Genomic DNA, 23,968 nt, shown 5'->3' with positions numbered 1-23,968 from the left:
AGGGGTCAGGGGTGCATTTCGTCGGCCAGGGCGGCGGCGAAGGCGTCCACGTCGGACTCCGTCGTGTCGAAGGCGCACATCCACCGCACCTCCCCCGTCGCCTCGTTCCACGTGTAGAACCGGAACCGCTTGGCCAGCCGCTCCGTCACGTCCCGGGGCAGGACCGCGAAGACCGCGTTCGCCTCCACCGGCCGGGTGAGCGTCACCCCCGGGATGCCGCTGACCGCCTCGGCCAGGCGCCGGCCCATGGCGTTGGCCTGGCGGGCGTTGCGCAGCCACAGGTCGCCCGACAGCAGCGCCTCGAACTGCGCCGACACGAAGCGCATCTTCGACGACAGCTGCATGAAGGTCTTGCGGATGTAGTCGACCCCGCTGGCGGCGGCCGGGTTGAGGACGACGACGGCCTCGCCGTACAGCAGCCCGATCTTGGTGCCGCCGAAGGAGAGCACGTCCACCCCCACGTCCGTCGTGAGGGCCCGCAGCGGGACGTCGAGGGCGGCGGCGGCGTTGGTGAGGCGGGAGCCGTCGAGGTGGACGAGCAGCCCCAGGTCATGGGCGTGCGAGCAGATCGCCGCGATCTCGTCGGCCGTGTAGAGGGTGCCGAGCTCGGTGGTGTTGGAGATGGACACCACGCGCGGCTGCGCCCGGTGCACGTCGCCGAACCCCCACGCCTGCCGGTCGATCAGCTCCGGCGTGAGCTTGCCGTCGGGCGTGGGCACGGTGAGCAGCTTGATGCCGCCCGCCACCTCGGGCGCGCCACCCTCGTCGGTGTGGATGTGGGCGCTTTCCGCGCAGATGACCGCCTCCCAGTGGGCGGTCATCGAACGGAGGGAGACGACGTTCGCGGCGGTGCCGTTGAAGACCGGCCAGGCCTGCGCCTGCTCGCCGAAGTGCCGCTTGAAGACCTCCGCCATGGCCTCGGTGTAGACGTCCTCGCCGTAGGCCGTCTGGTGGCCGCCGTTGGCGGCGGCGATCGCCTGGAGGATCTCGGGGTGCACCCCGGCGTAGTTGTCGCTGGCGAACGCCTTGAGCCGGGGGTCGTGCCGGGAAGTCACGCAGTAAGGTCCAATCGGGTGCCGTTGACCTCGGCGGCGGGGCGGTCGTAGAGGCCGCCGATGGCCTCCGCGAGGTCGTGTACGTCGGTGAATCCGGCGAACTTCGCGGCGGGCTTCTCGGCCCGCATGGCGTCGTTCACCAGGGCCTTGACCACCAGGATGGTGGCCGCGCTGCCGGTGCCGGAGAGCGCGTCGGCGAGGGAGAGCGTCCACGCCTCCGCCGCCGCCTTGGCCGCCGCGTAGGCGGCGCCCCCGGCGGAGGGCCGCTCGGCCGCCTTGGCCGAGACGATCACGAAGCGGCCGTTGTCGCTGTCCCGCAGCAGCGGCTCGAAGGCCAGCGACACGTTCTGGAGCGTGCGGATCAACAGGTCGTGCAGGAGATCCCAGTCGTCGAGGCTGGTCTCGGCGAACGAGCCGGCGCCGCGCCAGCCGCCGACCAGGTGCACCACGCCGTCCACGCGGCCGTGATCGCGCTCGATCCAGTCGGCCAGGCCCTGTACGGCGGTACGGTCGAGCAGGTCGACGTCCTCCTTGTCGACCCCGATCACCGTATGGCCATTTTTCCGGAAATATTCGGAAACGGCCTCCCCTGTCGGCCCTCCAGCACCCGTAACCAGAATGATCATGCGCGAAGTCCCTTAGTCGATTCGACCACTTCGGCCAGCTTACGGCGCAGCGCCTCGTAGAACATGCTCAGGGGGAACTCGTCCGGCAGCACCGCGTCCACCTTGGCCTTCTGCTCCTCCGGCAGCGCCTGGACGCCCTTGGCCCAGACGGAGCCGGGATGCGGCGCCACGTACGCGCCCACCAGCTCGTACGCCGCCAGCCAGTGCGCCAGCTTGGACCGGTCGATGCTGTCGCGATACAGCTTCTCGACCTCGCCCCGCAGGTCGGCGACCCCGTCCGCGACCCGCTCCCAGTCGATCGTGAGCCGGTTGTCCGTCCAGCGCACGATGTCGTTGCGGTGCAGGTACGCGAAGAGCAACTGCCCGCCGAGCCCGTCGTAGTTCCGCACCCGCTCCCCGGTGATCGGGAACCTGAACAGCCGGTCGAACAGGATCGCCACCTGCACGTACCGCGCGTGCGGCACGCCCCGGGCCTCCAGCTTGACGGCCTCCCCGAACGCGGTCAGGTCGCAGCGCAGCTCCTCCAGCGAGTACAGCCAGTACGGCATCCGCTGCTTGATCATGAACGGGTCGAACGGCAGGTCCCCGTGGCTGTGGGTGCGGTCGTGGACCAGGTCCCAGAGCACGAACGTGTCCTGCGCGAGCCGCTGCGAGGCCAGCAGCCTGGCCGCGTCCGGCGGCAGGTCGAGCTTGAGCGTCTCGGCGGCGGCCTGCGACACCCGCCTGAACCTGGCGGCCTCGCGGTCGGCGAAGATCCCGCCCCAGGTGAAGCGCGCCGGAGCCTGCCGCACCGCGACCGTCTCGGGGAAGAGCACGGCGGAGTGGGTGTCGTAGCCGGAGGTGAAGTCCTCGAACGCGATCGGCACGAACATCGGGTTGTCGTAGCCGCCCGCCTCCAAGTCGGCCAGCCAGTCCGGCCAGATCGTCCGGATCCAGACGGCCTCCAGGTTGCGGGCGGGGTTGCCGTTCTGGGTGTACATGGGGAAGACCACGACGTGCTCCAGCCCGTCCTCGCGCTGGGTGTCGGGGTGGAACAGGTCGAGCGAGTCGAGGAAGTCGGGCACGCCGAGGTCCTGCTCGGCCCACTTCGCCAGGTCCGCCTGGACGGCCTGGAGGTACGCGGCGTCATGCGGGAAATATGGCGATATTTCGCCCAGGCGCGCGCCGATCCCGGCCACCAGCGCCTTCGCCCGCTCCTTCTCCTCCGGCACCGAGCCGTCCTTGACCTGCAGCGGACGCAGCTCCTCGACGGCCGCCTTGAGCCGGGCGAACCCGGCCGCCTTGGCCTCGTCGCGCGACCCGGCGGCGTCGCCGGCGTCCGGGACGCGGGCGGCCCAGGTGACCACATTCCCCCAAAGGCGCCGGTGGTCGTAGTCCTCGATGGAGTCGTCGCCGAAGAGGTCGGAGTCGGCGAACGCGACCACGCGCCCCTTGCCGTACCGGACGGCGGCGGCCAGCGGCGCGCCCGCCGGGTCGGCGGTCGGCGAGGTCGCGAACAGCACCTCGCCCTCGCCCGCGCCCTCACTCGCCATCGTGAGGACGCCGGTGCGGTAGAAGCAGGCCGCGCGGACCCCGGCGAGCAGGCCGGAGGTGGTGGCGGGCTCGGCGAGCACCCAGGTGGCCACGTCCCGGTGCGCGTTCTTCGGGTCGCGCACGGTGGTGTGCGCCACGCCCACCCCGAACCGCCCGAGCAGCTCACGCAGGTTGTTGCCGTACTTGTCCTGCTCCTCCTCGGCCAGCACCACCAGCCCGCCGCCGTCGGCGACGAAGGACTCGATCGCGTCCAGCTCGGCGGCGGTGAAGAGGGGGCTGCCCTGCCCGATGGTACGTTCCCACCGCTCTCCCGACGGGTGCGCGATCACCAGGACATCCTGCTCGGCGAGCGTCTCGGGCGTGAGCGCGCCGGACGTGTGGGCGCCGACCGTGTGCCCCAGATGCCGGAGCAGCCCGGCCGCGCGGGCGTAGCTGTTGTCGTCGGGATGGGCGGGGTTGATGGCCTCGGCCACCTCGCGCCGGACGGTCCACGACTCGCTGTGAGCCTCGTCGAACAGCACCCGAGGGAACGCTTGCATGAAATATCTCCTGTATCTACCGCCTTCTGACGGAAAATATACACATGATGCTCCATGTACCGCCAAACCCTCAGGCGGCGCCCGGCCGGACCACCCCGGTCTCGTACGCGAAGACCACCGCCTGCGCCCGGTCGCGCAGCGACAGCTTCATCAGCACCCGCGCCACGTGCGTCTTGACCGTGGCCTCCCCCACGTACAGCTCTCCGGCGATCTCCGCGTTGGTGAGGCCGCGCGCCAGCAGCCGGAGCACCTCCAACTCGCGCGGCGTCAGCTCGGCCAGCCGGGGCGAGGGTGTCGGCTCGGCGCGGCCCGCGAACGTGGCGATCACCCGGCTCGTCACGGCCGGGTCGAGCAGCGCGTCACCCGCGTGCACCACCCTGATCGCCTCCAGGAGCTGCTCCGGCGGCGACACCTTCAGCAGGAACCCGCTGGTGCCGGCGCGCAGCGCGGCGTAGAGGTTCTCGTCGGTGTCGAACGTGGTCAGCGTGATGACCTTGGGCGGCGACGGGTCGTCCAGCAGCTCCTTGGCCGCGGCCAGCCCGTCGAGCCGGGGCATCGAGATGTCCATGAGCACGATGTCCGGCCGCGTACGCCTGACCACGACGACGGCCTCGCGCCCGTCGGACGCCTCCCCGACCACCTCCATGCCGGGGTCGCTGTCGACGACCATGCGCAGCCCGGCCCTGACCATCGCCTGATCGTCGGCGATGACTATGCGAATGCCCACAAGCCGGAGGGTAGACGCCGGGCACCCGCCTTGAACACCCAGGCCAAGCCGCACGCAAGTGAGTCACAAGTCACGACACATGGACGCTCTGCCGGATGCGGGTCTGGGTGGCGTCGTCGCACGTGGCCTTGGCGCAGAAGTACATCACGAGCATGGTCTTGGGCTGGCGGTCGATCACGTAGCTGACGAAGCCCAGCCTGGTGCCGGACGCGGGGTCGTGCAGGGAGCCGTCGAAGCGGGTGGCGGGGCTGGTGCCGGCCTGGTCCGGCACGGGTTTGCCGACGTCGACCTGGCCGGGCAGCAGGGCCTCCATCTTGGCCTTCATCTGCTCGGAGTTGCCGCCGGCGTCGAGGGTGTCGGAGACCTGGACGTAGACGCCCGAGGCGGAGTCGGGGTCGTCCTCGACGACCTGGGAGATCGCCGACCAGTCCGCGCCGGGGCCGGCCACGAACAGGGACTCGAACTCCTGGGCGTGCGGCGAGACCACCGCGAACAGGTCCTGGTGGGTGCGCACGGTCCAGTCGCCCGGGTACTCGAACGTGAGCGGCGCGGCGGCGCTGGTCTTGTAGCGGGACCAGGTGTCGCCGCGGTGGTTCATGATGATCATGGCGACGAGCGCGAGGGCCGCGACGGCGGCGACCAGCGTGGCGGCCACGATCGGGACGCGTCCCGGGCGTTTCTTGGGCGCGGTCGGATGCGTGGGGGGCGCGGGGGCCCGGTCCGACCCGATCGGCGTGAACGGGGGCCCCAGGACGGGCGCGGGGCGCGGGCCTGAGGTGGGCCCAGAGGCGGGGCCGGTCGGGGGGCCGGTAGGGGGGCCCGTCGTGGGTCCGGTCGTGGGTCCCGGGACGGGCGCGGGGTACGGGGCCGGGTGCGGGCCGGAGTGGGGACCCTGGCGGGGCACGAGGTGCGGCCCGCTGGTGGGGCCGCTCATGGGGTCGGGCTGGTGCCCGCTGATCGCGTCACGCAGCGCGGTCACGAACTCCGTACAGGTGGCGTAGCGCTGCTCGGGCGCCTTGGCCAGCGCCCGCATCATCACGGCGTCGATCTGCGCGGGCAGGTCGGGCCTGAGCTGCGACAGCGGCGTCGGCTGCTCGGCCAGGTGGGCCCAGAGCAGCGCGATGTCGTTCTCGCGCTGGAACGGCAGCCGCGCCGACAACCCCTCGTAGACCACGCAGGCCAGCGCGTACTGGTCGGCGCGGCCGTCGATGTGCTCCTTGTTGATCTGCTCGGGCGACATGTAGCGGGGCGTGCCGATGAACTGGTCGGTCTGGGTCAGCCCGGAGATCGACGAGCGGTGCTTGGTGATGCCGAAGTCGGTGAGGTAGACGTGGTCACCGGCCATCAGGATGTTGGCCGGTTTGACGTCGCGGTGGATCAGGTCGTGCGCGTGCGCGGCGTCGAGGGCGGCGGCGACCTGGGCGAAGACCTGGTTCGCCTGGGCGATCGGCAGCGGTCCGCGGTCGTAGATGAGCCGGCGCAGGTCGAGCCCGTCGACGTAGCGCATGGCGATGTAGAGGACGCCGTCGGCGTCCGCGTTGGCCTCGTAGATCGGGATGATGTTGGGGTGCTCGATGCTGGCGACCGTTCTGGACTCCAGGATGAACCGCTGCCTGAACCGGTCGTCGACGCTGAGCACCGGGTTGAGGATCTTCAGCGCCACCCGGCGGCTCAACCTGGGGTCGAGCGCAAGGTAGACCACGGCCATGCCGCCCTTGCCGACGATGTCCTCGATGTAGTACCCGGCCACCTCCTGGCCGATGAGCGATCTTTCGTTCAATGGCATCACGTCTCGATGGGGTGGCCGCAGTAACCGCAGAAGCGATGCGCGGGCCCGAGTCGCATGCCGCACGAGGTGCAGTACTTGATCGCCGGGTTCGGCGCGGTCATCACCTGCTGTTGTTGCTGCGGGACCATGGGGAACGCCTGCGACCGCCGTACGACCACGGTCTGGCTGGCCCCGTCGTCGAGCGGTGGCGCGGCCGCCCCCGGTGGTTCTGGCGGCTCTGTCACCTTTTCAGGAGCACGGCGGCGCCACAGCAGATACGCCCCGCCCGCGGCCGCCATGAAAAGGATTCCGGCCGCCACGATGAACGGCCACAGCGGGGTCGACCGGGTGGTGGTGGCCGCCACCTGTTTCGTGCCCTGGTCCTCCGGCCCGCCCCGTTTCTCCAGCGAGGTCTTCAGCAGCTTGGCGGCCACCACGTTGCCCGGATAGAGCTCCAGCACGCGCTGGAAGCCGGGCGCGGCCTCCGTGTAGTACTTGGTGTGATAGCGGGTCAGCGCCGCCTCGAACGCCGTGTCGATCGCGCCTCTGCGCGGCGCCACCTTGGCGGCGGCCAGGATGCCGTTGATCTCCCTGACGCCGATCATCCTGCCCTCTTTGCCGCCGCCCACCAGCAGGCCGATGACGTGGCCGTTCTTGTCGCCGATCACGGGGGCGCCGATGAGTCCCTGGTCGGCCAGGCCGCCCAGCTTGACCGGCTCGTCCACCTTCTTCTCCGGGTCGGCGAACGGTCTGCCGTTGTCACCGCCCGCACCTCCCGCGCCGCCCTTGCCCAGGTGGGCGATCTCGACGGTCTCCAGGACCTTCGGGCCCGGCCGGCCGAGGAAGCCCGCCACGTTGGTGGGCGCTCCCTCCTGCTCGGGCACCTGGTCGGCGAGCGGCGCGGTGGGCATGCCGACGCCTCCGGTCATGGGGGTCACCGGCACCAGCACGGCGGGGCTGTCGGGCGTCGGGCCGGCCTTGATGCACTTGACCTTGATGCCGTTGGGGGTCGGCGGCGACACGTTGGGATAGGCCGTGATCTCGGTGGTCACGTTGATGATGCAGGTGGCGGTGTCGGTCTTCGGCGGATAGCACTCCGCCAGGTGGTGGTTGAGCAGGTCGTCCTTGAGCTTGTGCTTCTCGTAGTCGAGGGGGATCTTCACCTTGTGGTGCTCGGCGAAGACCTTGTTCGCCGCGTAGATCGCGACGTCGTTGGGGTTCACGGCCAGGCGCCTGAGCGCGATGATCGTGCCGTCGGGGTTGACGACGGTCCCCGTGCCCGCGGCGAACGGGATGTCGTAGGACCGCTCCACATGTTTGAGCTCGCCGATGTGGTCGAGCAGGGTGATCTCCACATGAGACACGGCTTCCAGTCGCACCACGGCGGGGGTCACCAGGTCGGTGATCCCGCTCGGGTGTTCGTGAGCCGCGGCCGGCATCGCGATCAGCACCAGTGCCGTCGCGACGCCACCGGCAAGAGCTGTGAGGCGCGCCATCTCCGCTCCCAACGCAGGTCTAGGACCAGGGTCCCAATCGCATGCTGTAAGTCAATAGACCGCCACGTAGACAAGCGCTTGCTCGGGGGAATAACGTACCTGGGTGGGCTACACGATCGGCGTAGATGTCGGTGGCACCTTCACCGATGTGGTCCTTGGAGGCACGTTCGGCGCGATTGCCGTGGCCAAATGTTTGAGCACCCACTACGACCCCATCGCGGGCATCGTGGCCGGCGTTACGCGCGCGCTCGGCGACCGCGACCCCGCGCAGGTCACGCGGGTCGTCCACGCGACGACGCTGGCCACCAACGCGGTGCTCGAACGCAAGGGGGTCCGGGTCGCTTTTGTCACCACCCAGGGCTTTCGCGCCGCCGTCCCGCTCGGGCGCTACGCGCGGGTCGAGGAGGACCGCTACGATCTGCGCTTCTCACCGCCGCCTCCGCCGGTGGCCGCGGGCGACTGCTTCGAGGTGGTGGAACGCGTCTCGGCGCGCGGCGCGGTGCTGACGCCGCTGGACCTCGATTCCGTACGCCGGGCCGCCGCGGCGATCACGGCCCGCGGCATCACGTCGGCGGCGGTCTGCCTGCTGCACTCGTACGCCAACCCGGCCCATGAGCGGCAGGTCGCCGAGCTCCTGCGGGAGTCGATCCCGGACGTGGTGACGTCGTCGGAGATCTGGCCGGAGATCCGCGAGTACGAGCGCGCCACCACCACCATCATGTCCGCATATATCGGCCCGTTGATGGCTTCGTACCTTTCGCAGCTCCGGGAACGGCTGGCCGAGATCGGGATCCGCGCGCCCGTCCACGTCATGGAGTCGAGCGGCGGCGTGATCTCCGCCGAGCTGGCCGCCCGGCGCGCGGTGGCCACGATCGAGTCGGGCCCGGCGGCGGGGGTGCTGGCGGCGGCCGGGACCGGGTTCCCGGACGTGATCTCGTTCGACATGGGCGGGACCACCGCCAAGGCGTGCGTCGTACGCGGCGGGACACCCGAGATCACGAACGAGTTCCACGTCGGCGGCAAGGGCAGCTTCGGCGGCCGGCGCGCGGGCACCGGCGTGCCCATCAAGACCCCGGCCATCGACCTGGCGGAGGTGGGGGCGGGCGGGGGCAGCGTCGCCTGGCTCGACGCCGCCGGCGCGCTCCGCGTCGGCCCGCACTCGGCGGGCTCCTCCCCCGGGCCCGCCTGTTACGGCCTGGGCGGCTCCGAACCCACGGTCACGGACGCGAACCTGGTCCTCGGCTACCTCTCCTCGGCCTCGCTCCCCCTGACTCCGGACCTGGCCGCCAAGGCCCTCGACCGGCTGGCCTCGCCGCTCGGGGTCTCCCGGGAGGAGGCCGCGTACGCCGTGCACGAGATCGTCAGCGCCTCGATGGCGTCGGCGGTGCACGTGGTGACGGTGCAGCGCGGCATCGACCCGCGCGGCTTCGCCCTGGTCGCCTTCGGCGGCGCCGGTCCCATGCACGCGGCCCGGGTCGCGGAGCGCTTCGGGATCGGGACGGTCGTGGTGCCCGCGCACTGCGGCGTCGCCTCGGCCGCCGGACTCCTCACCGGCGCCCTCTCCACGGACCGCGTCCTGTCCCGCCTGGACGCCCCCGACCCCTCCGCCGTCTTCACCTCCCTGGCCACCGACGCCGCCGCCGACCTGGGCGTCTCACTCTCGGACCCCGGGGTGCTGGTGTCACGGTCGGTGGACGTCCGCTTCAAGGGCCAGTCCCACGACCTGACCGTCGAGTGGACGTCTTCCCGGGAGGAGCTGGCGTCCCGCTTCTTCGCACGGTACGAGGAGGTGTACGGGATCGCGCAACGGAGCGAGATCGAACTGGTCAGCTACCGCATCCACCTCACCGCCCCCACCTCCCCACCCCCCGGCACCACCGGGAATGAGGCCGCCGGGAACGGGACGGCCGGCGACGGGGCAGCCGGGGACGCGACAGCGGCGGCCGTGCCCCGGGGGAGGCGGGCGTACTTCCCGGAGACCGGCGGCTACGCCGAAGTCCCCGTCCACACCAGGGACACCATGGCCGGCGGCCCGCTCCACGGCCCCGCGATCATCGAGGACGCCGAGTCCACGATCGTCGTCCCGCCCGGCTGGACCGCCACCCTCGCCGAGACCCGCGCCGTCCACCTCACCAGGAGCACGACATGCCCGACCTCCTGACCGCCGAGGTGCTCAGGAACGCGCTCGTCGTCGCGGCGGAAGAGGCCAGCATCGTGGTGGTCCGCTCCGCGTACTCGACGTTCATCGTGGAGGGCTCCGACGCCTCGGCCGCCGTCCTCGACGCCCGGGGCCGCCTGATCGCCCAGTCCATGGCCACCACCCTCATGAACAGCATGGCGCTCAAGGTGGCGCTCCCCGAGCTCCTCAAGGACATCCCCGCGGACCGGATGAGCCCGGGCGACGTGTACGTGCTCAACGACGCCTACCGGGGCGGCGTGCACACCAACGACCTGCTCGTCTACCGCCCGGTCTTCGTCGGCCAGGCCCCCGCGTACTTCACCGCCACCATGATCCACGTCTCCGACCTGGGCGGCCTCTCGGCGGGCGGCATGGCCCCGCTGGCGACCGACATCTTCCTGGAGGGCCTCCAGCTCCCGCCGGTGCGCCTGGCCACCGAGGAGGGCCTGGATCCGACCGTGGAGGCCATCCTGCGGGCCAACAGCCGTACCCCCGACAAGGTCATGGGCGACGTGCGGGCCCTGGTGGCCGGGACGGCGGTGGCCGCCGCCCGGCTGGAGACCCTGGTCGGCGAGTACGGCGCGGAGGGCCTGAGCGCGGGCGTCGACGACTACCTGGACTACACCGAGGCCAGGACCCGCGCGGCGCTGGCCGAGCTGCCGACGGGCCGGTTCGAGGCGGCGTACCCGATCGACGATGACGGCATAAATCCCGAAAAATCGCATGAAATCCGGGTCGCCGTCACCCTCGGCGACGAACGAGCCGTGCTGGACTTCGCGGGCACCGGCCCGCAGGTCCCGGCCGCGATCAACGCCTCGGCCTCGCAGTCCCTCGCCGCCGCCGTCTTCGCCGTCCGCTGCTTCCTCGACCCCACGATTCCCATGAACGACGGCTGCCTGCGCGCCATCGACGTACGCCTGCCCGAGGGCTCCCTGCTCAACGCCCGCTCCCCCTACCCGTGCGGCGGCCGGTACGTCCCGATCTACGCCGCCATGGAGGCCGTCTTCCAGGCCATGTCCGACGCCGTCCCCGAGCGTGCCATCGCCCCCAGCGGGATCCTGCAGCCGTTCTCGATCGCCGCCGTCGGGGCGCCGTACTGGATCCACCTCTCCTACGACTTCGGCGGCGTGGGCGCCCGCCGGGGCCTGGACGGCCCGGACGCCACGGGCGTGCACTTCGGCATCGGCCGCAACTCGGTGCCGCAGGCGGAGCCGGTGGAGAGCCGCTGCCCGCTGATCGTCGAGTCCGTCGAGACCATCCCGGACTCGGGCGGCCCCGGCCGGTTCCGCGGCGGGCTGGGCTCGCGCACGGTCTACCGTTTCCTGGCCGACTGCCACGTCACCACCCGCGGCGACCGCCTCCGCCTCCCGCCCCCTGGCCGTGCCGGCGGGCAGCCGGGGCGGCTCGGCGGCTTCTTCAGGCGCCACCTGGACGGGACGGTGGAACGGCTGGCGTCCAAGGTCAACAACGTGCGGTTCGCGGCCGGGGAGGCGTTCATCGTGGAGACGACGGGCGGCGCCGGCCTCGGCCCACCGGCCGAACGCGACCCCGAGGCGATCCTGGCCGACCTCGAGGCGGGCCGCGTCACGCCACGGAGGGCGGCCGAGGACTACGGCTTCGAGACCAGGTCGGCGGGGTCGAAGCTCACCGGGAAGGGCGACGACAGGGTGACGCCGGTCCCGGCTCCATAGGCGATCGGCGGGCCATAAGTGTCGCCGTCGAGTTCATGGACGTAGAGCACCTCTTCGTCCGGCTCGATGCGCCAGTAGACGGGGATGCCCGCCACCGCGTAGGCCAGGACCTTCAGCGCTCTGTCACGCCCTTGGGTGTCCGGGCCGACCACCTCGCCGACGAGATGCACCTGCCCAGGTGAGAGCACGGGCTCGTCCGCCTTGATCGCCTCTTCCGGCACGACCACCAGGTCGGGGATGTAGAAGTCCCGGTCGCTCGCTTGCACGCCGACGCCCATCAGCGGCGTCAGGTCGCGCGGCACCTCGCGATCGAGAACGCGCATCGCGCGGGAGATGACCCGCTGATGCAGGATGGTGGGCAGCGGGCTGATCAGGAGGCTTCCGTTGAAGAGTTCGTAGCGATTCCCGTCATCGGGAAACGTGAACAGGTCCTCGACGGAATAGGGCGGCCTTCCAGGGAGGACTGTCGGCCCGGCGATTGAGATCACGTGCCGAGTATCGGACCTCACACACACTTCCGTCACGTGAAGTCACGAGGTCGCCACGCTTCGGCGCCCTGGCGGACCGCCGCGTGGACGGCGCGGGCCGCGCGGGCGCCCCACTCCGAGCGGGGACCGCCGAACAGCTCCGCGGGCCCCTCCGCCGGCGCGGCCACGCAGACCGCGTCCGACGCCGTGCCCGTGCAGGGGAAGCCCGCCTCGATCAGCGCCTGGGACTTCGCCTCCGTGACCGTCATCACCGCGTTGACCAGGGCCGCGTCCGTCATGGCCACCGGCAGCACGGTCACGATGTTGATGGTCCCCACCCGCATCGGCGCCAGCTCCGGGTCCGCGCTCCCCTCCGGGGCGGCGGCCCAGGTCGGGACGCGGAGGCCGACGGTCGCGTACGCCTCCACGCCGCCGTCCGAGGCCTGGACGCAGCGGTCGACGGAGGCGGCGGTCAGCATGCCGACGCCGTCCCCCGCCGGGCCTAACGACAGCAGGTGGTCGACCGGGTCCATCCGTGAGTACCCGGCCACCACCTGCGCGTTCAGCACCCACTCGCGCGGGCCGATCCCGCCGCCGAGCAGCGCGGAGGAGATCATCCGCCAGCCCGGCCCGAACTCCCACAGCAGCGCCCCCAGCCGCGTCCCATCCTCCACCCGATAGGTGAGCTTCATGGCCCTCCCCTGACGAGGTGCACGACGGGCCGGCCGTCCGGTCCCGGCTCGATCTTCACATGGGCGTCGAAGTGCCGTCCCACCAACGGCTCGGTGAGCACCTGGGCGGGCTTGCCGGAGGCCACCGCGCGCCCGTCGGCCAGCAGGAGCAGGGAATCGGCGTAGAGACCGGCGACGGTCAGGTCGTGCAGGGTGGTGACGACGGTCAGGCCGTCCGCCCGCCGCAGCCGGTCCACCAGCTCCAGCACCTGCTGCTGGTGCCCGAGGTCGAGGGCGGTCGTGGGCTCGTCCAGCAGCAGGACGGGCGCCTCCTGGGCGAGGGCCCTGGCCAGCACCACCCGCTGGCGCTCGCCGCCGGACAGCTCCCCCGCGCGCCGCATGGCGAGCGCGGTCAGGTCGAGCCGTTCGAGCACGCCGGCGGTGACCTCCCGGTCGTGCGCGCTCTCGCGGCCCAGGTAGGGGATGTACGGGGTGCGCCCGAGCAGCGCGTAGTCGAAGACCGTCATGTCGGGCGGCAGGGCGGGGCTCTGGGGGGCGTAGGCCAGCAGGCGGGCACGTTCGCGGGGCTTGAGCCGGGCCGCCGGCCGGGAGTCCAGCGTGACCTCGCCCCGGTGCGCGACGAGGCCCATGACGGCCTTGAGCAGGGTGGACTTGCCCGCCCCGTTGGGCCCGATGATCGCCAGCCACTCGCCGCGGCGTACCTGGAGGGAGACGTCGGACACGACCTCGCGGTCGCCGAGCCGTACCGACAGCGCCTGGGTGCTGATCACGTCGCCGTCCGCCTGGTCATGCGCAGGACGCCGACGAAGAACGGCGCCCCCACGAACATGGTCACCACTCCGATCGGCAGCTCGGCGGGTGCGATCACCGTACGCGCGATGAGGTCGGCCAGCACCAGGAACGCCCCGCCGCCGACCAGCGAGAGCGGCAGCACGATCCGGTACGAGCCGCCCGCCAGCCGCCGCACGATGTGCGGGATGACGATGCCCACGAACCCGATCAGCCCGCTCACCGCCACGGCCGCCGCGGTGGCCAGGGAGGCGGCCAGCAGCACGGTGAGGCGCACCCTGGCCGCCCGCACGCCGAGGCTGGTGGCCTCCTCGTCGCCCACGGACAGCACGTCCAGCATCCGCCCGTGCAGCAGGAGCAGCACGGCCGAGACGGCGGCGTACGGCAGGACCAGCCAGAACTGGTCCCACCCGCCGCCGACGTCGCCGAGGATCCACGAGTAGACGCGCTGCAGCTCCTCGACCTTGAACTGCTGGATGAACGTCTGGATCGCGGTCAGGAACGAGGTGACCGCCACCCCGGCCAGCACCAGCGTCGCGGTGCCGCCGGAGCGCCCGGCGGTGTTGCCGAGCGTGTACGCCAGGAACACCCCGCCCACGGCCCCCAGGAAGGCCGCGACGGGGATGCTCGCGCCCGACTCCGGCAGCAGCACGATGGCCACGGTCGTCGCCAGGCCGGCCCCGGCCGCGGCCCCCAGCAGGTACGGGTCGGCGAGCGGGTTGCGGAACACGCCCTGGTACCCCGCCCCCGCCATCGCCAGCAGCCCTCCGACCACCGCCGCCACCAGCACCCGCGGCAGCCGCAGCTCGAACAGCAGCCCCTGCTCGACCGGCGCGAGCCCGGAGTCCACGTGCACGAACGGCAGCCAGTCCACGGCCTGGAGCACCACCTGCCACGGCGAGATGTCGGCCGCCCCGTCCAGCAGCCCGGCGATCATGCAGACGGCCAGCACGCCCAGGGCGCACGCGATCCAGAGTGGTCTGGCCCTCGACGGGCCGGCCTGCGCCGCCATGGTCAGCTCTTGGCCCCGGCCTTGGCGACCGCGGCGCCGATGGACTCGGCGAGCTGGACGACGCGCGGCCCCCAGCGGGAGGCCAGGTCGTCGTCGAGCTGGATCACCTGGTCGTTCTTGATGGCCGACAGGCCCTTCCAGCCCGGCCGCTTGGCCAGGGTGTCCTTGCTCTGCTGGCAGCACTTGACGTCACCGAGGAAGATCATGTCGGGGTCCGCCTGGGCCACGAACTCGGCCGACAGCTTCGGATAGCCGCCCGCCTGGTCGGGCGCCTTGTCCGCGATGTTGGTGAGGCCGAACAGGCCGTAGACCTGGCCGATGAACGTCTGGGACGTCGCCGCGTACGGCGTCTGGTCGAGCTCGTGGTAGTACGTGAGCTTCTTGTCCTTGGGCGCCTCGGCGGCCAGTTTGTCCATGGCCGTCTTCATGCCGGAGACGACCTCGTCGGCCTTGGCCTGGTTGCCGGTGGCCGCGCCGATCTCGGCGATCTCCTCGTACGCCTCGTCGAGCTTGGTGGCGGCCGGTTCGAGCAGGACGGGCACGTTCACCTTGCCCAGCTCGGCAACGATCTGGTCGATGTCGTTGGAGACGATGACCAGGTCGGGCTTCTGGGCGACGATGGCCTCGACGTTCGGCTTGAAGCCGGACAGGTCGGTCTTGGGGGCCTCGGCCGGGTAGTTCGACTGGTCGTCCACGGCGACGACCTGGGGGCCCGCGCCGATGGCGAAGAGCGTCTCGGTGTGGGTGGCCGAGAGGGAGACGATCCGCTCGGGCTTCTTGGCGAGGGTGACCTTGCCGTTGCCCGCCTCGACGGTGACGGGGAAGCCCGCCCCGGAGTCAGGTGCGGAGGCGGGGGCGGAGGAAGCGCTGGGGGCGGCGGACGGGGTGGCTGTGGTGCCGGTCTGGCCGCATCCGGCCAGGATCAGCGTTCCCAGCAGCGCGCCCGCGAGGGCCGTACGTCGGGGCCTCACGAGTAGTCCTTTCACTGTCGGAACCGAGAGACCCGCGTTTGAGCGACGGATCACCCTTTTCCACGAGGGTTGATGACGTCAGCGCAGAGGCAGGCGACCTGGCTATGACAGTTGCGGGACAGCGCCGGACTCACACCGGACTTCGCTGCGACCCTGCGCATCGGACAAACGCTATCAATCCTCCGGATGCCCGCGGCGTCAAGGGGCCAGTTGGGACTCCGCCTCGGCGATGATCTCCTGGAGCCTGAGCCCGTGGGCGGCGTCGAGCGGGTGGCCGCCGCCGTTCCGCACGGTTCCGGCGAACTCCTCGGCGATGGTGTCCAGGGGGTCGTCGTCGAAGTGCGGGAGCACGGCGCTGCCGGTGCGGCCGTACACGGCGAACGTCGCGGGCGGCAGGTCGCCGACCGCGGCCATGCACAGCGACGCCTCGGAGACCGCGCCGCCCTCGTGCTCGAGCAGCAGCCCGGTCCAGCCGAGCGAGTTGCCGTGCGCGCGCACGCCGGTCACCGGGCCGAGCGCGGCGCCCAGCAGGTCGATCACGTGCGGGCCGACGTCGAGCAGCACGCCGCGCTCCAGCCGCCAGGGGGTGGCGAAGGGGTGGTCGCCGAGGAGGGTGCCGGAGATGTTCGCGGCGTGGCCGCCGAACGGCTGGATCTCGCGGCACCGGGCCAGGAAGGCGCGGGCCTGGGGGGCGTACCGCAGGGTGAGCACCAGCTGGGAGGCGACGCCCGCCTCCGCGACGGCCTCGGCCAGGCGCCGCGCGCCGTCCAGCGTGTCCGCGAGCGGCTTCTCCAGCAGCAGTGCCTTGCCCGCGCGGGCGGCGCGGACGCCGAGCTCGGCCTGTACGGCGGGCGGCACGCAGAACGCCACGGCCTCGCAGGCGTCGAACAACTCCTCGACGCGCTCGAACACCGGTGCTCCGAGCCGGGCGGCGGCCTCGGGACGGCGGGCCCACACCCCGGCCAGCCGCGTGTGCGGCCCCTTGGACAGCATCGGCGCGTGCGCCATCTCGGCCCACGGGCCCGCTCCGACCAGCCCGACCGCCACCGGCTCCATGAGACCTCCCCTGTTACCGCACGTATGGGGAGGATCTTCCCACACCACCGGCATGACGGCCGGTGGCTCGATGGGCGGGTGCCCCGCGCGGCGCCCGCCCATCGGCGTCAGTGGGGCCCGTCGTTCAGATCGCGCCGGCGCTGGACGGCGTGCTGCGGGCGGTGGGCCAGGGTGCCGGAGTCGATGGTCAGGGTCTGACCGGTGATGCAGCGGGCCTCCTCGGAGGCGAGGAAGCACACCAGGTTCGCGACGTCGTCGGGGGTGCACGGCCACGGCAGGAGGCGTTCGGCGGCCTTGTCGGCGAGCTGCCCCTGGCTCAGGGCCCGCTGGGCGGCCTGGGTGAGGACGAGGGCGGGGGCGACGGCGTTGCAGCGGACGCCGCGGGAGCCGTACATCGTGGCCACGTAACGGGTGAAGCCGATCAGGGCCGCCTTCGAGGCCCCGTACGCGGCGTGGACCTCGTCCCCGACCAGGGCGGACACCGACGACATGAGGACGATGGCGCCGCCGTCCGGCATGGCGGGCACCGTGTGCTTGACCATGAGCATGGCGCCGCGCAGGTTGACCTCCATCGTGCGGTCCCAGACCCCGACGTCGAGCGAGTCCAGATCCCGGTCGCGGCCGTAGACGCCGGCATCGAGCGCGGCGGCGTTGGAGTGCAGGACGTCCACCCGGCCGAACGACGTCACCAGGGCCGCGACCGCCTCCTCCACCTGCTTCTCGTCGGAGACGTCGCAGGTCAGGGCCATGGCCGTGCCGCCGTGGGCGCGGATGGCGGCCGCGGTGGACTTCGCCCCGGCCGCGCGCAGGTCCAGGACGCCGACGCATGCACCTTCGGCGGCCAGGCGGGCCGCGCAGGCCGCGCCGATGCCCGAGCCCGCGCCCGTCACCATCGCGACCCGCCCGTCGAACCGGCCCGAGGGGCGGGCGCTCACCACTCCACCGCCAGGGCCGTCAGGCCGCGGCCGACGATCGACCTGCGGTGGGCGACCGGCTCGCCGGGGACGAGCCGCAGGCCGGGCAGGCGGCGGCCGAGCACGTCGAGCGCGGTGCGCAGCTGCAGGCGGCCGAGCGCGGCGCCGACGCAGAAGTGGATGCCGTAGCCGAAGACCATGTGCTCGGCGGCGTTCGGCCGGTCGATCAGGAAGCGCTCGGGCTCGGGGAAGACGCTCTCGTCGTGGGCGGCGGAGTCGGTGGAGAGCAGGACGAGGGCGCCGGCCGGGATCGTGACGCCGTGCAGGGGGATGTCGGTCACGGCGTAGCGGAACGAGCCCAGCGACGCGCCGTCGATGCGCATGCACTCCTCGGCGGCGTTCGCGACCAGGTCGGGCGGCACCGGCCAGGCGCCTTCCCGCAGCAGGCGCAGGACGGTGTTGCCGAGCTGGTTGGGGACGGTGTCGTTGCCGCCGAGCAGGATCGTGGAGATCAGCTCGACGACCTCGCGATGGGTCAGCTCCGCGCCGATCAGGGAGGTCATCAGGGACGTGAAGTCGTCCTGCGGGTCCTTGGCCCGGGAGGCGACCAGACGGTCCACGTAGTCGAGATAGGTCAGGAAGCTGCCGGCGAGTTCGAGCTGGCGCTCCGGCGGCTGCGGCGACAGGAAGAGCTGGAACCAGTCCTTGACGTGCGCCTGCACGAACGCCTCGTCGGCCTCGGGCACGCCGATGAAGCGGGCGGTCAGCTTGATCGACGGTTCGTGGCCGATCTCGCCGACGAAGTCGGCGCTCCTGCGCGGCTCCAGGCGGTCGAGCAGGTCCTCGTTGAGCCGCCGGAACTCCTGCTCCATGGCCGCCACGGCGCGCGGCGTGAACGCCTTCGACACCGATCGGCGCAGCCGGGTGTGGTCGGGCGGGTCCACGTTCGCCACGAAGCTGGACAGGAACGAGCCGTGCTCGCCCAGCTTCTCCCTGGTCTCGCGGGTGAGGCTGCGGGAGATCGTGAGCGAGCCCTTGGAGGAGAAGCGCCGCGGATCGCCGTAGGCCGCCCGCACGTCGGGGTAGCGGGTCAGGACGTACGCGCCGAGGTGCTCGCTGCGGAAGACCGGCCGCTCCCGGCGCAGCCCGCGAAGGAAGTCGTACGGGGCGGCGACGTGCCAGTCCGCGCTGACGTCGAAGTCCTCGATGTCACCGGTCATGCGAAGATCCTCCGCGGGTTGTCGACGAGCATCTGGTGGACCTGGTCGTCCGTGACGCCCCTCTTGCGGAGCTCGGGAACGACGTCGCGGGGGACGTGGAGAAGGTGGTAGTTGGGGTGGCGCCGCCGTACGACGTCGGCGTCGAAGCGGTCGTTGAAGCAGTATGAGTCGTGACTTAGGACCATTTTTCCGGCGTGTCCGCGCTCGCATAGCTTCGCCACGATCTCCACGCGGTCCTCGAACGGGCTGATCGTCTCGATGCCGAAGCGGTCCATGCCGAGGTAGGAGCCGTTGGCGATCAGCTCTTCCAGGTAGGCCACGTCCGTGGAGTCCCCGGCGTGCCCGATGACCACCTTGCCCAGGTCCACGCCGAGCTCGCCCAGGAGGCGCTGCTGTTCGAGGCCGCCCCTGGAGGCGCTGTGGGAGTGCGTGGTGATCGGCGTACCGGTCTCCAGGTGCGCCTGCGCGACCGCCCGGAACACCCGCTCGCAGCCCTTGGTCATCCCCAGGTGGTCGGAGGCGCACTTGAGCATGGCCGCCTTGACGCCGGTCCGGCCGATCCCCTCGACGATGTCCCGTACGAAGAACTCGGCCAGCCGGTCCGGCCCTCCGAACAGCGACCCCGGGCCCCGGTTGGCGAAGTACGGCGGCAGGGCGTCGTAGGTGTACAGGCCGGTGGCGGCCACGATGTTCACGCCGGTCAGCTCGGCCACGCGCTGGACGGCGGGGACGTACCTGCCGAGCCCCACCACGGTCAGGTCCACGACCGTGTCGATGCCCTCGGCCTTGAGCGCGTCGAGCTTGCCCGCCGCCTCGCGCGCCCGCGTCTCGAGGTCCCAGCCCTCGGGGATGTCCGGCCAGCTCCACAGGATCTCGGGGCTCAGCCCGAAGACGTGCTCGTGCATGAGCGTCGCCCCGAGCTCCGCCACCGGCCCCCGTAAGGTCTCAGGCATCCCGGCCTCCGAGGCTCACGACGGGGAATCTCTCGTGCTCGAACGGCCGGTTGACCTCGAGCCCGAGCCCGTCGGTCTGCCGGTAGGGCAGGCCGGTGTAGAGGGCGTCGGCGTCGAAGTACGTGACGGTGAACGACAGGCGCGGGCTGTCGCGGCGGTTCGCGGGCGCGCCGTGCACGGTCAGGGCGTGGTGCACGGTGGCGTCGCCCGCTTTGAGGTCGAGCGGCGGCGACAGCTCCAGCTCCTTGAGCCACGGGTGCTGGGTGAGCTGGTCGTCCCCCGGTCGGGTGAAGCTCCGGCCGAGCAGCCCGTACCGGTGCGAACGGTCGTAGAAGCGCAGCGACCCCATGTCGGCGGGCACGTCGGCGAGGGCCAGCCACACGGTCAGCATGGCCGAGCGGTCCATCGGCATCCAGGGGAAGTCCTGGTGGAACTCGGTCGCGCCGTGCTCCCCCGCCTCCTTGACCAGGAGGTTGGTGACCTGCACGCGCACGGCCCGGACGCCGCGCAGCAGCCGTACGGCGTTGCGCCCCATCTCGGGGCTCGACGTCAGCGCGCCGAACATCTCGTCGCTCGCCGCGATGTCCCTCGACTGCCCGAACGCCTCGTCGACCAGCGTCTCGTGGCTCCTGGACCGGCCGTTCATGAAGCCGGTGGCGCGTTCGCGCAGGGCCGCGACGGTGCCCGGGTCGATCAGCCGGCCGAGCCGCACCCAGCCGTGCTCGCCGAAGAACGCCGCCTCGTCGTCCGTCACCTGGCGCACCGGGATCTCCATGCCCCCAGTCTGGCACCTAAGCAAGCGCTTGGTAAACCCGCGATTTGAGTAGCCCATACTCATGCACGCCCCGCCCCCGCGGGCTCACCCTCGGGGCATGACCACAGTTGAGACAACCTCCTCCACCGCCGGTTTCACCCGGAGCGCGATGATCGCCTGCGCCGCGATCTCACCGCTCACCGTCGCCGTGTCGCTCCTGCTCGGCTCGTTCGACGCCACGGCCGAGGGCGAGCCGTACATCCGCGCCATCGTCGCCGACCTCGGCGCGTACGCGCTCTGGAGCTGGGTCGCCGCCCTCGGCGCCGTCACCCTCATCCCCGCGATCTTCGCGGTGAGCAAGGTGGCCCGGTCGGGGCGGCCCGTGCTGGGGCTGATGGGCATGATCCTCGCCTTCGCCATGGCCCTGCCCTTCGGCCTGACCTCCGACGACACCATCTACGCGGCCGCCAAGGCCGGGCTCGACGTGCCCACCACGAACCGGCTCGTCACGCAGCTGAGCGAGGGGATGCCGACGTCGGTCCTCGGGTTCACGTTCTTCCTGAGCCTGCTCGGGTTCGTGCTGCTGGGGGTCGCCGCACTCCGCAGCGCCGCGCCGAAGTGGGCGGCCATCGCCATGATCGTGGCGCCGTTCCTCATCCCGGTCGCCTGGATCGCCGGGCTCCCGGGCGCGGTGGGCGGCGTGGCCTGGCTCGTCTTCACGGCCGCCACCACCGGCATCGCCCTCGCCCTCCCCTCCCGCTGACCCGCGCGGCCGGTCGGCGCGTACAGTGTCGCCCAAGCGCTTGCTCAACGTGATGGGAGGCATCGTGCGGCGGTTCAGGTTCGGGGCGGTGGTGCGGGAGGCCGAGTCGGGCGCGGCGTGGGCGGAGAAGGCGCGACGGCTCGAAGCGCAGGGGTACGACGTGCTCCTCGTGCCCGACCATCTCGTCGGCCCCAGGTTCGCCCCCATCGCCGCGCTGACGGCGGCCGCCTGCGCCACCACCCGGCTGCGGGTCGGCACGCTGGTGTTCGCCAACGACTTCCGGCATCCGGCCGTGCTGGCCAAGGAGGCGGCCACGCTCGACCTGCTGTCCGGCGGGCGGCTGGAGGTCGGGATCGGGACCGGGTGGATGGCGCGCGACTACGACGGGGCCGGGCTGACGCTGGAGCCGCCGGGGGTGCGGGTGGAGCGGCTGCGGGAGGCCGTGGCCGTGCTCAAGGGGCTCTGGGGGGACGGGCCGTTCAGCTTCCAGGGCAAGCACTACCGCATCGACGGCCTCGACCAGCAGCCCAAGCCCGTACGGAGGCCGCGCCCGCCGATCGCGCTCGGAGGTGGCGGGCCGCGCATGCTGCGGCTGGCGGCCGAAGAGGCGGACGTCGTGAACCTCGGGATGCGGGTCCGGCCGGACGGGAGCGGGCCCGACGACCGGGACGGCGGGCCGGCGGCGTTCCTGAGGAAGATCGAGATCGTGCGCGAGGCCGCGGGCGAGCGCTACGACGCGCTGGAGCTGGGGACGAGCGTGGTGCAGGTGGGCGAGCGGAAGGCGGAGGAGGCGTGGAGCGCGGCCGACAGCTCGTCGCTCGGCGAGACGCCGCAGGTCCTGCTCGGGACTCGCGCCGACATCATCGACAAGCTCCGCTATTGGCGGGATGAGCACGATATTTCGTATTTCGTGGTGCATCATGAGCGCGACCTGGACGCCTTCGCCCCCGTGGTCGAGGAGCTCGCCACCTGACGCCGGGCCGGAATCGGGCATACCGGATGATGGACTCCATGGAAGAGATGCTGCTGCTCCGGCACGGTGAGACCGAATGGAGCAAGGCGGGTCAGCACACCGGACGGACGGACCTGCCTTTGACGGAGCACGGCGAGGACCAGGCCAGGGCGTTGGCGCCGCTGGTCAAGGGGCAGTCGTTCGACCTGGTGCTGGTCTCCCCCGCCCAGCGCGCACGGCGTACGGCGGAGCTGGCCGGCCTGACCGGTTACGAGGTGGACCCGGACCTGTGGGAGTGGGACTACGGCGGCTACGAGGGGATCACCACGCCGGAGATCCGCGAGAGCCACCCCGGCTGGTACCTGTGGCGGGACGGCGTGATCCCCGGCGACGCCGAGCACCCCGGGGAGAGCGCCGAGCAGGTCGCCGCCCGCGCCGACCGGGTGATCGAGCGGGCCAGGAAGGCCGGGGGGCGGGTGGCGCTGGTGGCGCACGGGCACTTCCTGCGCGTGCTGGCCGCCCGCTGGCTGGGCCTCGGGCCCGAGGAGGGCAGGCTGCTGAAGCTGGACACGGGCACGTACTCGCGGCTCGGCTTCGAGCACGCCGAGCCCGTGCTCCTGACCTGGAACGCCCCGATCAGCTGACGGGTCAGCCGACCTTCGAGCGCACGGCCGACTCGTGCAGGGCCCGGCTGACCAGCCAGCCGCGCAGCGACCCCAGCGCGGGGTCGTAGGAGAGCGGCTGCTCCCACAGGGCCGTGAACACGTTCTGGGTGATCTCCTCGGCGTGCGCCTGGCTGCCGGTGACCCTGACCGCGACCCCGTACACGTACGATCCGTGCTGGTCGTAGGCGTCGGCCAGCGCGTCGAGGTCACCGGCGGTCAGCCGCGTGCACAGTTCCAAATCGCTCATCAATCGCACCCCAACGTGGCGGCGGCGCTGATCATGTCGCGGGCGAGGGCGGAGTCGCCCTCGGCGGCGTACGGGAAGGAGGCGGGCGGCCGGCGGTTGGCCAGCAGCCGGCAGAAGTCCACCGCGCCGGCCGACAGCAGCACGGCGACGTGGTCGGAGGTGGGCGACAGCGGGATCGTCCAGGTGCCGCCGCCCGGCCCGGTCAGCACGACGGTGGCCGAGACGTCGCGGCGCGGCTCCCGCATCGCCCGCGGCAGCAGCGCCAGCCCGAACTCGGCGATCATGTGCACGTGCTCGGGACGCGGCGGCTCCTGGGAGCGGTCGGTGGCGGCCCTGATGTCGTCGGCGTGCGTCCACGTCTCGAACGTGCGCTGGATCAGGGCCTGGCGCAGCGGCGCGCGGGCCGGCCGGGCTCCCGCCAGCGCGACCTCGACGCCGAGCAGCACCTCGCTGCCGGCGGAGACCCGTTCGAGCAGGCTGCCGGCCTGCTCGCGCCAGCGCCGGTGCACGGGCAGGCCGCTCATGCCGCGCACGCCCATGAACCGGGCCACGGTCGCGTCGTTGGCCGCCAGGTGCTCCATCAGCTCCCTGACCGTGCCGTGCCCGGCGATCGGGGCCTCCCACTGGGGCCCGCTCAGCTCGCCGAGCAGGTCGTCCATGAGCGCGACCTGCTCCGCGTACGGGACCACCACGGACGACACGCCCAGCACGGCCGGGCTGCGGCGGCGGCGCGCCTTGGACAGCACCGCCTCGCGCAGCGTGGGCGGCGGCTCTGCCGCCGGGTCGGGATGGTCGAGCAGCGCGATGGCGGCGCGGCAGTCGGGGCACGCGGCGACGTGCTCGTCGGGGCTCTGCCCGTTGGAGAGGTACGAGTCCGTCATGGCCACCTCCGCAGCCGA

The 23,968-nt window shown here is 71.9% G+C and carries 23 protein-coding genes; 5 read left to right on the top strand and 18 right to left on the bottom strand.

The genetic code is table 11. The annotated features are described in order from the left end of the window. Positions 1-5: 5 nt before the first annotated feature. The 6 genes from ACWEPL_RS12700 to ACWEPL_RS12675 all read right to left on the bottom strand — a co-directional run bounded on the left by ACWEPL_RS12700 (position 6) and on the right by ACWEPL_RS12675 (position 7,744). Positions 6-1,055 carry a threonine aldolase family protein gene (locus ACWEPL_RS12700; protein ID WP_452436147.1) on the bottom strand — a complete coding sequence of 350 codons (1,050 nt, stop codon included), beginning with the start codon at positions 1,053-1,055 and terminating at the stop codon, positions 6-8. Then, a complete protein-coding gene (locus ACWEPL_RS12695) occupies positions 1,052-1,681 on the bottom strand; it encodes an SDR family NAD(P)-dependent oxidoreductase (protein WP_350728684.1) in 630 nt (209 codons plus the stop codon). Before ACWEPL_RS12695 ends, ACWEPL_RS12700 begins: the two co-directional genes overlap by 4 nt. After that, positions 1,678-3,753, bottom strand: a complete 2,076-nt coding sequence (locus ACWEPL_RS12690) for a DUF6421 family protein (protein WP_452436146.1) — start codon at positions 3,751-3,753, stop codon at positions 1,678-1,680. Before ACWEPL_RS12690 ends, ACWEPL_RS12695 begins: the two co-directional genes overlap by 4 nt. A 70-nt stretch (positions 3,754-3,823) precedes the next feature. Then, the gene (locus ACWEPL_RS12685; RefSeq protein ID WP_452436145.1) at positions 3,824-4,480 is read right to left on the bottom strand and encodes a response regulator; all 657 of its coding nucleotides are present in this window, start codon (positions 4,478-4,480) and stop codon (positions 3,824-3,826) included. Positions 4,481-4,550: 70 nt separating this feature from the next. Further along, entirely contained in the window at positions 4,551-6,266 is a 1,716-nt protein-coding gene (locus ACWEPL_RS12680) for a serine/threonine protein kinase (RefSeq protein WP_452436144.1), read from the bottom strand. Then, on the bottom strand, positions 6,266-7,744 hold the full coding sequence (locus ACWEPL_RS12675; protein WP_363963227.1) for a zinc ribbon domain-containing protein: 1,479 nt from the start codon (positions 7,742-7,744) through the stop codon (positions 6,266-6,268). Before ACWEPL_RS12675 ends, ACWEPL_RS12680 begins: the two co-directional genes overlap by 1 nt. A 103-nt stretch (positions 7,745-7,847) precedes the next feature. Between ACWEPL_RS12675 and ACWEPL_RS12670 the strand changes: the two genes are divergently transcribed. Together ACWEPL_RS12670 and ACWEPL_RS12665 are read left to right on the top strand one after the other, a co-directional pair. After that, on the top strand, positions 7,848-9,905 hold the full coding sequence (locus ACWEPL_RS12670; protein ID WP_452436143.1) for a hydantoinase/oxoprolinase family protein: 2,058 nt from the start codon (positions 7,848-7,850) through the stop codon (positions 9,903-9,905). Continuing rightward, positions 9,890-11,614, top strand: a complete 1,725-nt coding sequence (locus ACWEPL_RS12665) for a hydantoinase B/oxoprolinase family protein (RefSeq protein ID WP_452436142.1) — start codon at positions 9,890-9,892, stop codon at positions 11,612-11,614. Before ACWEPL_RS12670 ends, ACWEPL_RS12665 begins: the two co-directional genes overlap by 16 nt. On the opposite strand, the gene ACWEPL_RS12660 is transcribed toward ACWEPL_RS12665, so the two are convergent. The 10 genes from ACWEPL_RS12660 to ACWEPL_RS12615 all read right to left on the bottom strand — a co-directional run bounded on the left by ACWEPL_RS12660 (position 11,533) and on the right by ACWEPL_RS12615 (position 20,463). Continuing rightward, the gene (locus ACWEPL_RS12660; RefSeq protein ID WP_363963221.1) at positions 11,533-12,102 is read right to left on the bottom strand and encodes a Uma2 family endonuclease; all 570 of its coding nucleotides are present in this window, start codon (positions 12,100-12,102) and stop codon (positions 11,533-11,535) included. The genes ACWEPL_RS12665 and ACWEPL_RS12660 overlap by 82 nt on opposite strands. A 32-nt stretch (positions 12,103-12,134) precedes the next feature. Then, entirely contained in the window at positions 12,135-12,773 is a 639-nt protein-coding gene (locus ACWEPL_RS12655) for an adenosylcobinamide amidohydrolase (RefSeq protein ID WP_452436140.1), read from the bottom strand. Continuing rightward, positions 12,770-13,543 carry an ABC transporter ATP-binding protein gene (locus tag ACWEPL_RS12650; RefSeq protein ID WP_452436139.1) on the bottom strand — a complete coding sequence of 258 codons (774 nt, stop codon included), beginning with the start codon at positions 13,541-13,543 and terminating at the stop codon, positions 12,770-12,772. The genes ACWEPL_RS12655 and ACWEPL_RS12650 overlap by 4 nt, the downstream gene beginning before the upstream one ends. After that, entirely contained in the window at positions 13,540-14,574 is a 1,035-nt protein-coding gene (locus ACWEPL_RS12645; protein WP_452436138.1) for a FecCD family ABC transporter permease, read from the bottom strand. The genes ACWEPL_RS12650 and ACWEPL_RS12645 overlap by 4 nt, the downstream gene beginning before the upstream one ends. 2 nt (positions 14,575-14,576) lie before the next feature. Beyond that, the gene (locus ACWEPL_RS12640) at positions 14,577-15,545 is read right to left on the bottom strand and encodes an ABC transporter substrate-binding protein (RefSeq protein WP_452436137.1); all 969 of its coding nucleotides are present in this window, start codon (positions 15,543-15,545) and stop codon (positions 14,577-14,579) included. Between the two features lie 198 nt (positions 15,546-15,743). After that, on the bottom strand, positions 15,744-16,601 hold the full coding sequence (locus ACWEPL_RS12635) for a Gfo/Idh/MocA family protein (protein WP_350728671.1): 858 nt from the start codon (positions 16,599-16,601) through the stop codon (positions 15,744-15,746). A 107-nt stretch (positions 16,602-16,708) separates the two neighbouring features. Next, positions 16,709-17,536, bottom strand: a complete 828-nt coding sequence (locus tag ACWEPL_RS12630) for an SDR family NAD(P)-dependent oxidoreductase (RefSeq protein WP_452436135.1) — start codon at positions 17,534-17,536, stop codon at positions 16,709-16,711. Continuing rightward, entirely contained in the window at positions 17,533-18,735 is a 1,203-nt protein-coding gene (locus ACWEPL_RS12625) for a cytochrome P450 (protein ID WP_452436134.1), read from the bottom strand. The genes ACWEPL_RS12630 and ACWEPL_RS12625 overlap by 4 nt, the downstream gene beginning before the upstream one ends. Then, positions 18,732-19,688: a phosphotriesterase family protein gene (locus ACWEPL_RS12620; RefSeq protein WP_452436133.1), complete on the bottom strand. Its 957-nt coding sequence runs from the start codon at positions 19,686-19,688 to the stop codon at positions 18,732-18,734. The genes ACWEPL_RS12625 and ACWEPL_RS12620 overlap by 4 nt, the downstream gene beginning before the upstream one ends. Beyond that, positions 19,681-20,463, bottom strand: a complete 783-nt coding sequence (locus ACWEPL_RS12615; protein ID WP_452436132.1) for a phytanoyl-CoA dioxygenase family protein — start codon at positions 20,461-20,463, stop codon at positions 19,681-19,683. Before ACWEPL_RS12615 ends, ACWEPL_RS12620 begins: the two co-directional genes overlap by 8 nt. 97 nt (positions 20,464-20,560) lie before the next feature. On the opposite strand from ACWEPL_RS12615, the gene ACWEPL_RS12610 reads away from it, so the two are divergent. The 3 genes from ACWEPL_RS12610 to ACWEPL_RS12600 all read left to right on the top strand — a co-directional run bounded on the left by ACWEPL_RS12610 (position 20,561) and on the right by ACWEPL_RS12600 (position 22,801). Next, a complete protein-coding gene (locus ACWEPL_RS12610; protein WP_452436131.1) occupies positions 20,561-21,205 on the top strand; it encodes a hypothetical protein in 645 nt (214 codons plus the stop codon). A 64-nt stretch (positions 21,206-21,269) separates the two neighbouring features. Then, complete coding sequence (locus tag ACWEPL_RS12605; protein WP_452436130.1) at positions 21,270-22,178, top strand: TIGR03621 family F420-dependent LLM class oxidoreductase; 909 nt, start codon at positions 21,270-21,272, stop codon at positions 22,176-22,178. Between the two features lie 38 nt (positions 22,179-22,216). Further along, positions 22,217-22,801, top strand: coding sequence for a histidine phosphatase family protein (locus ACWEPL_RS12600; RefSeq protein ID WP_363963199.1), 585 nt, complete (start codon positions 22,217-22,219; stop codon positions 22,799-22,801). A gap of 4 nt (positions 22,802-22,805) precedes the next feature. Here the strand turns inward: ACWEPL_RS12600 and ACWEPL_RS12595 are convergent, their stop codons facing one another. Further along, on the bottom strand, positions 22,806-23,069 hold the full coding sequence (locus ACWEPL_RS12595; protein WP_355206387.1) for a sigma factor: 264 nt from the start codon (positions 23,067-23,069) through the stop codon (positions 22,806-22,808). Next, the gene (locus ACWEPL_RS12590) at positions 23,069-23,950 is read right to left on the bottom strand and encodes a maleylpyruvate isomerase family mycothiol-dependent enzyme (RefSeq protein ID WP_452436129.1); all 882 of its coding nucleotides are present in this window, start codon (positions 23,948-23,950) and stop codon (positions 23,069-23,071) included. The genes ACWEPL_RS12595 and ACWEPL_RS12590 overlap by 1 nt, the downstream gene beginning before the upstream one ends. Positions 23,951-23,968 lie beyond the last annotated feature (18 nt).

This window comes from Nonomuraea sp. NPDC004186 (genome assembly GCF_053603495.1).
The sequence above is the reverse complement of the archived record's forward strand: the minus strand, read 5'-3'. Positions and strand labels throughout refer to the sequence as shown.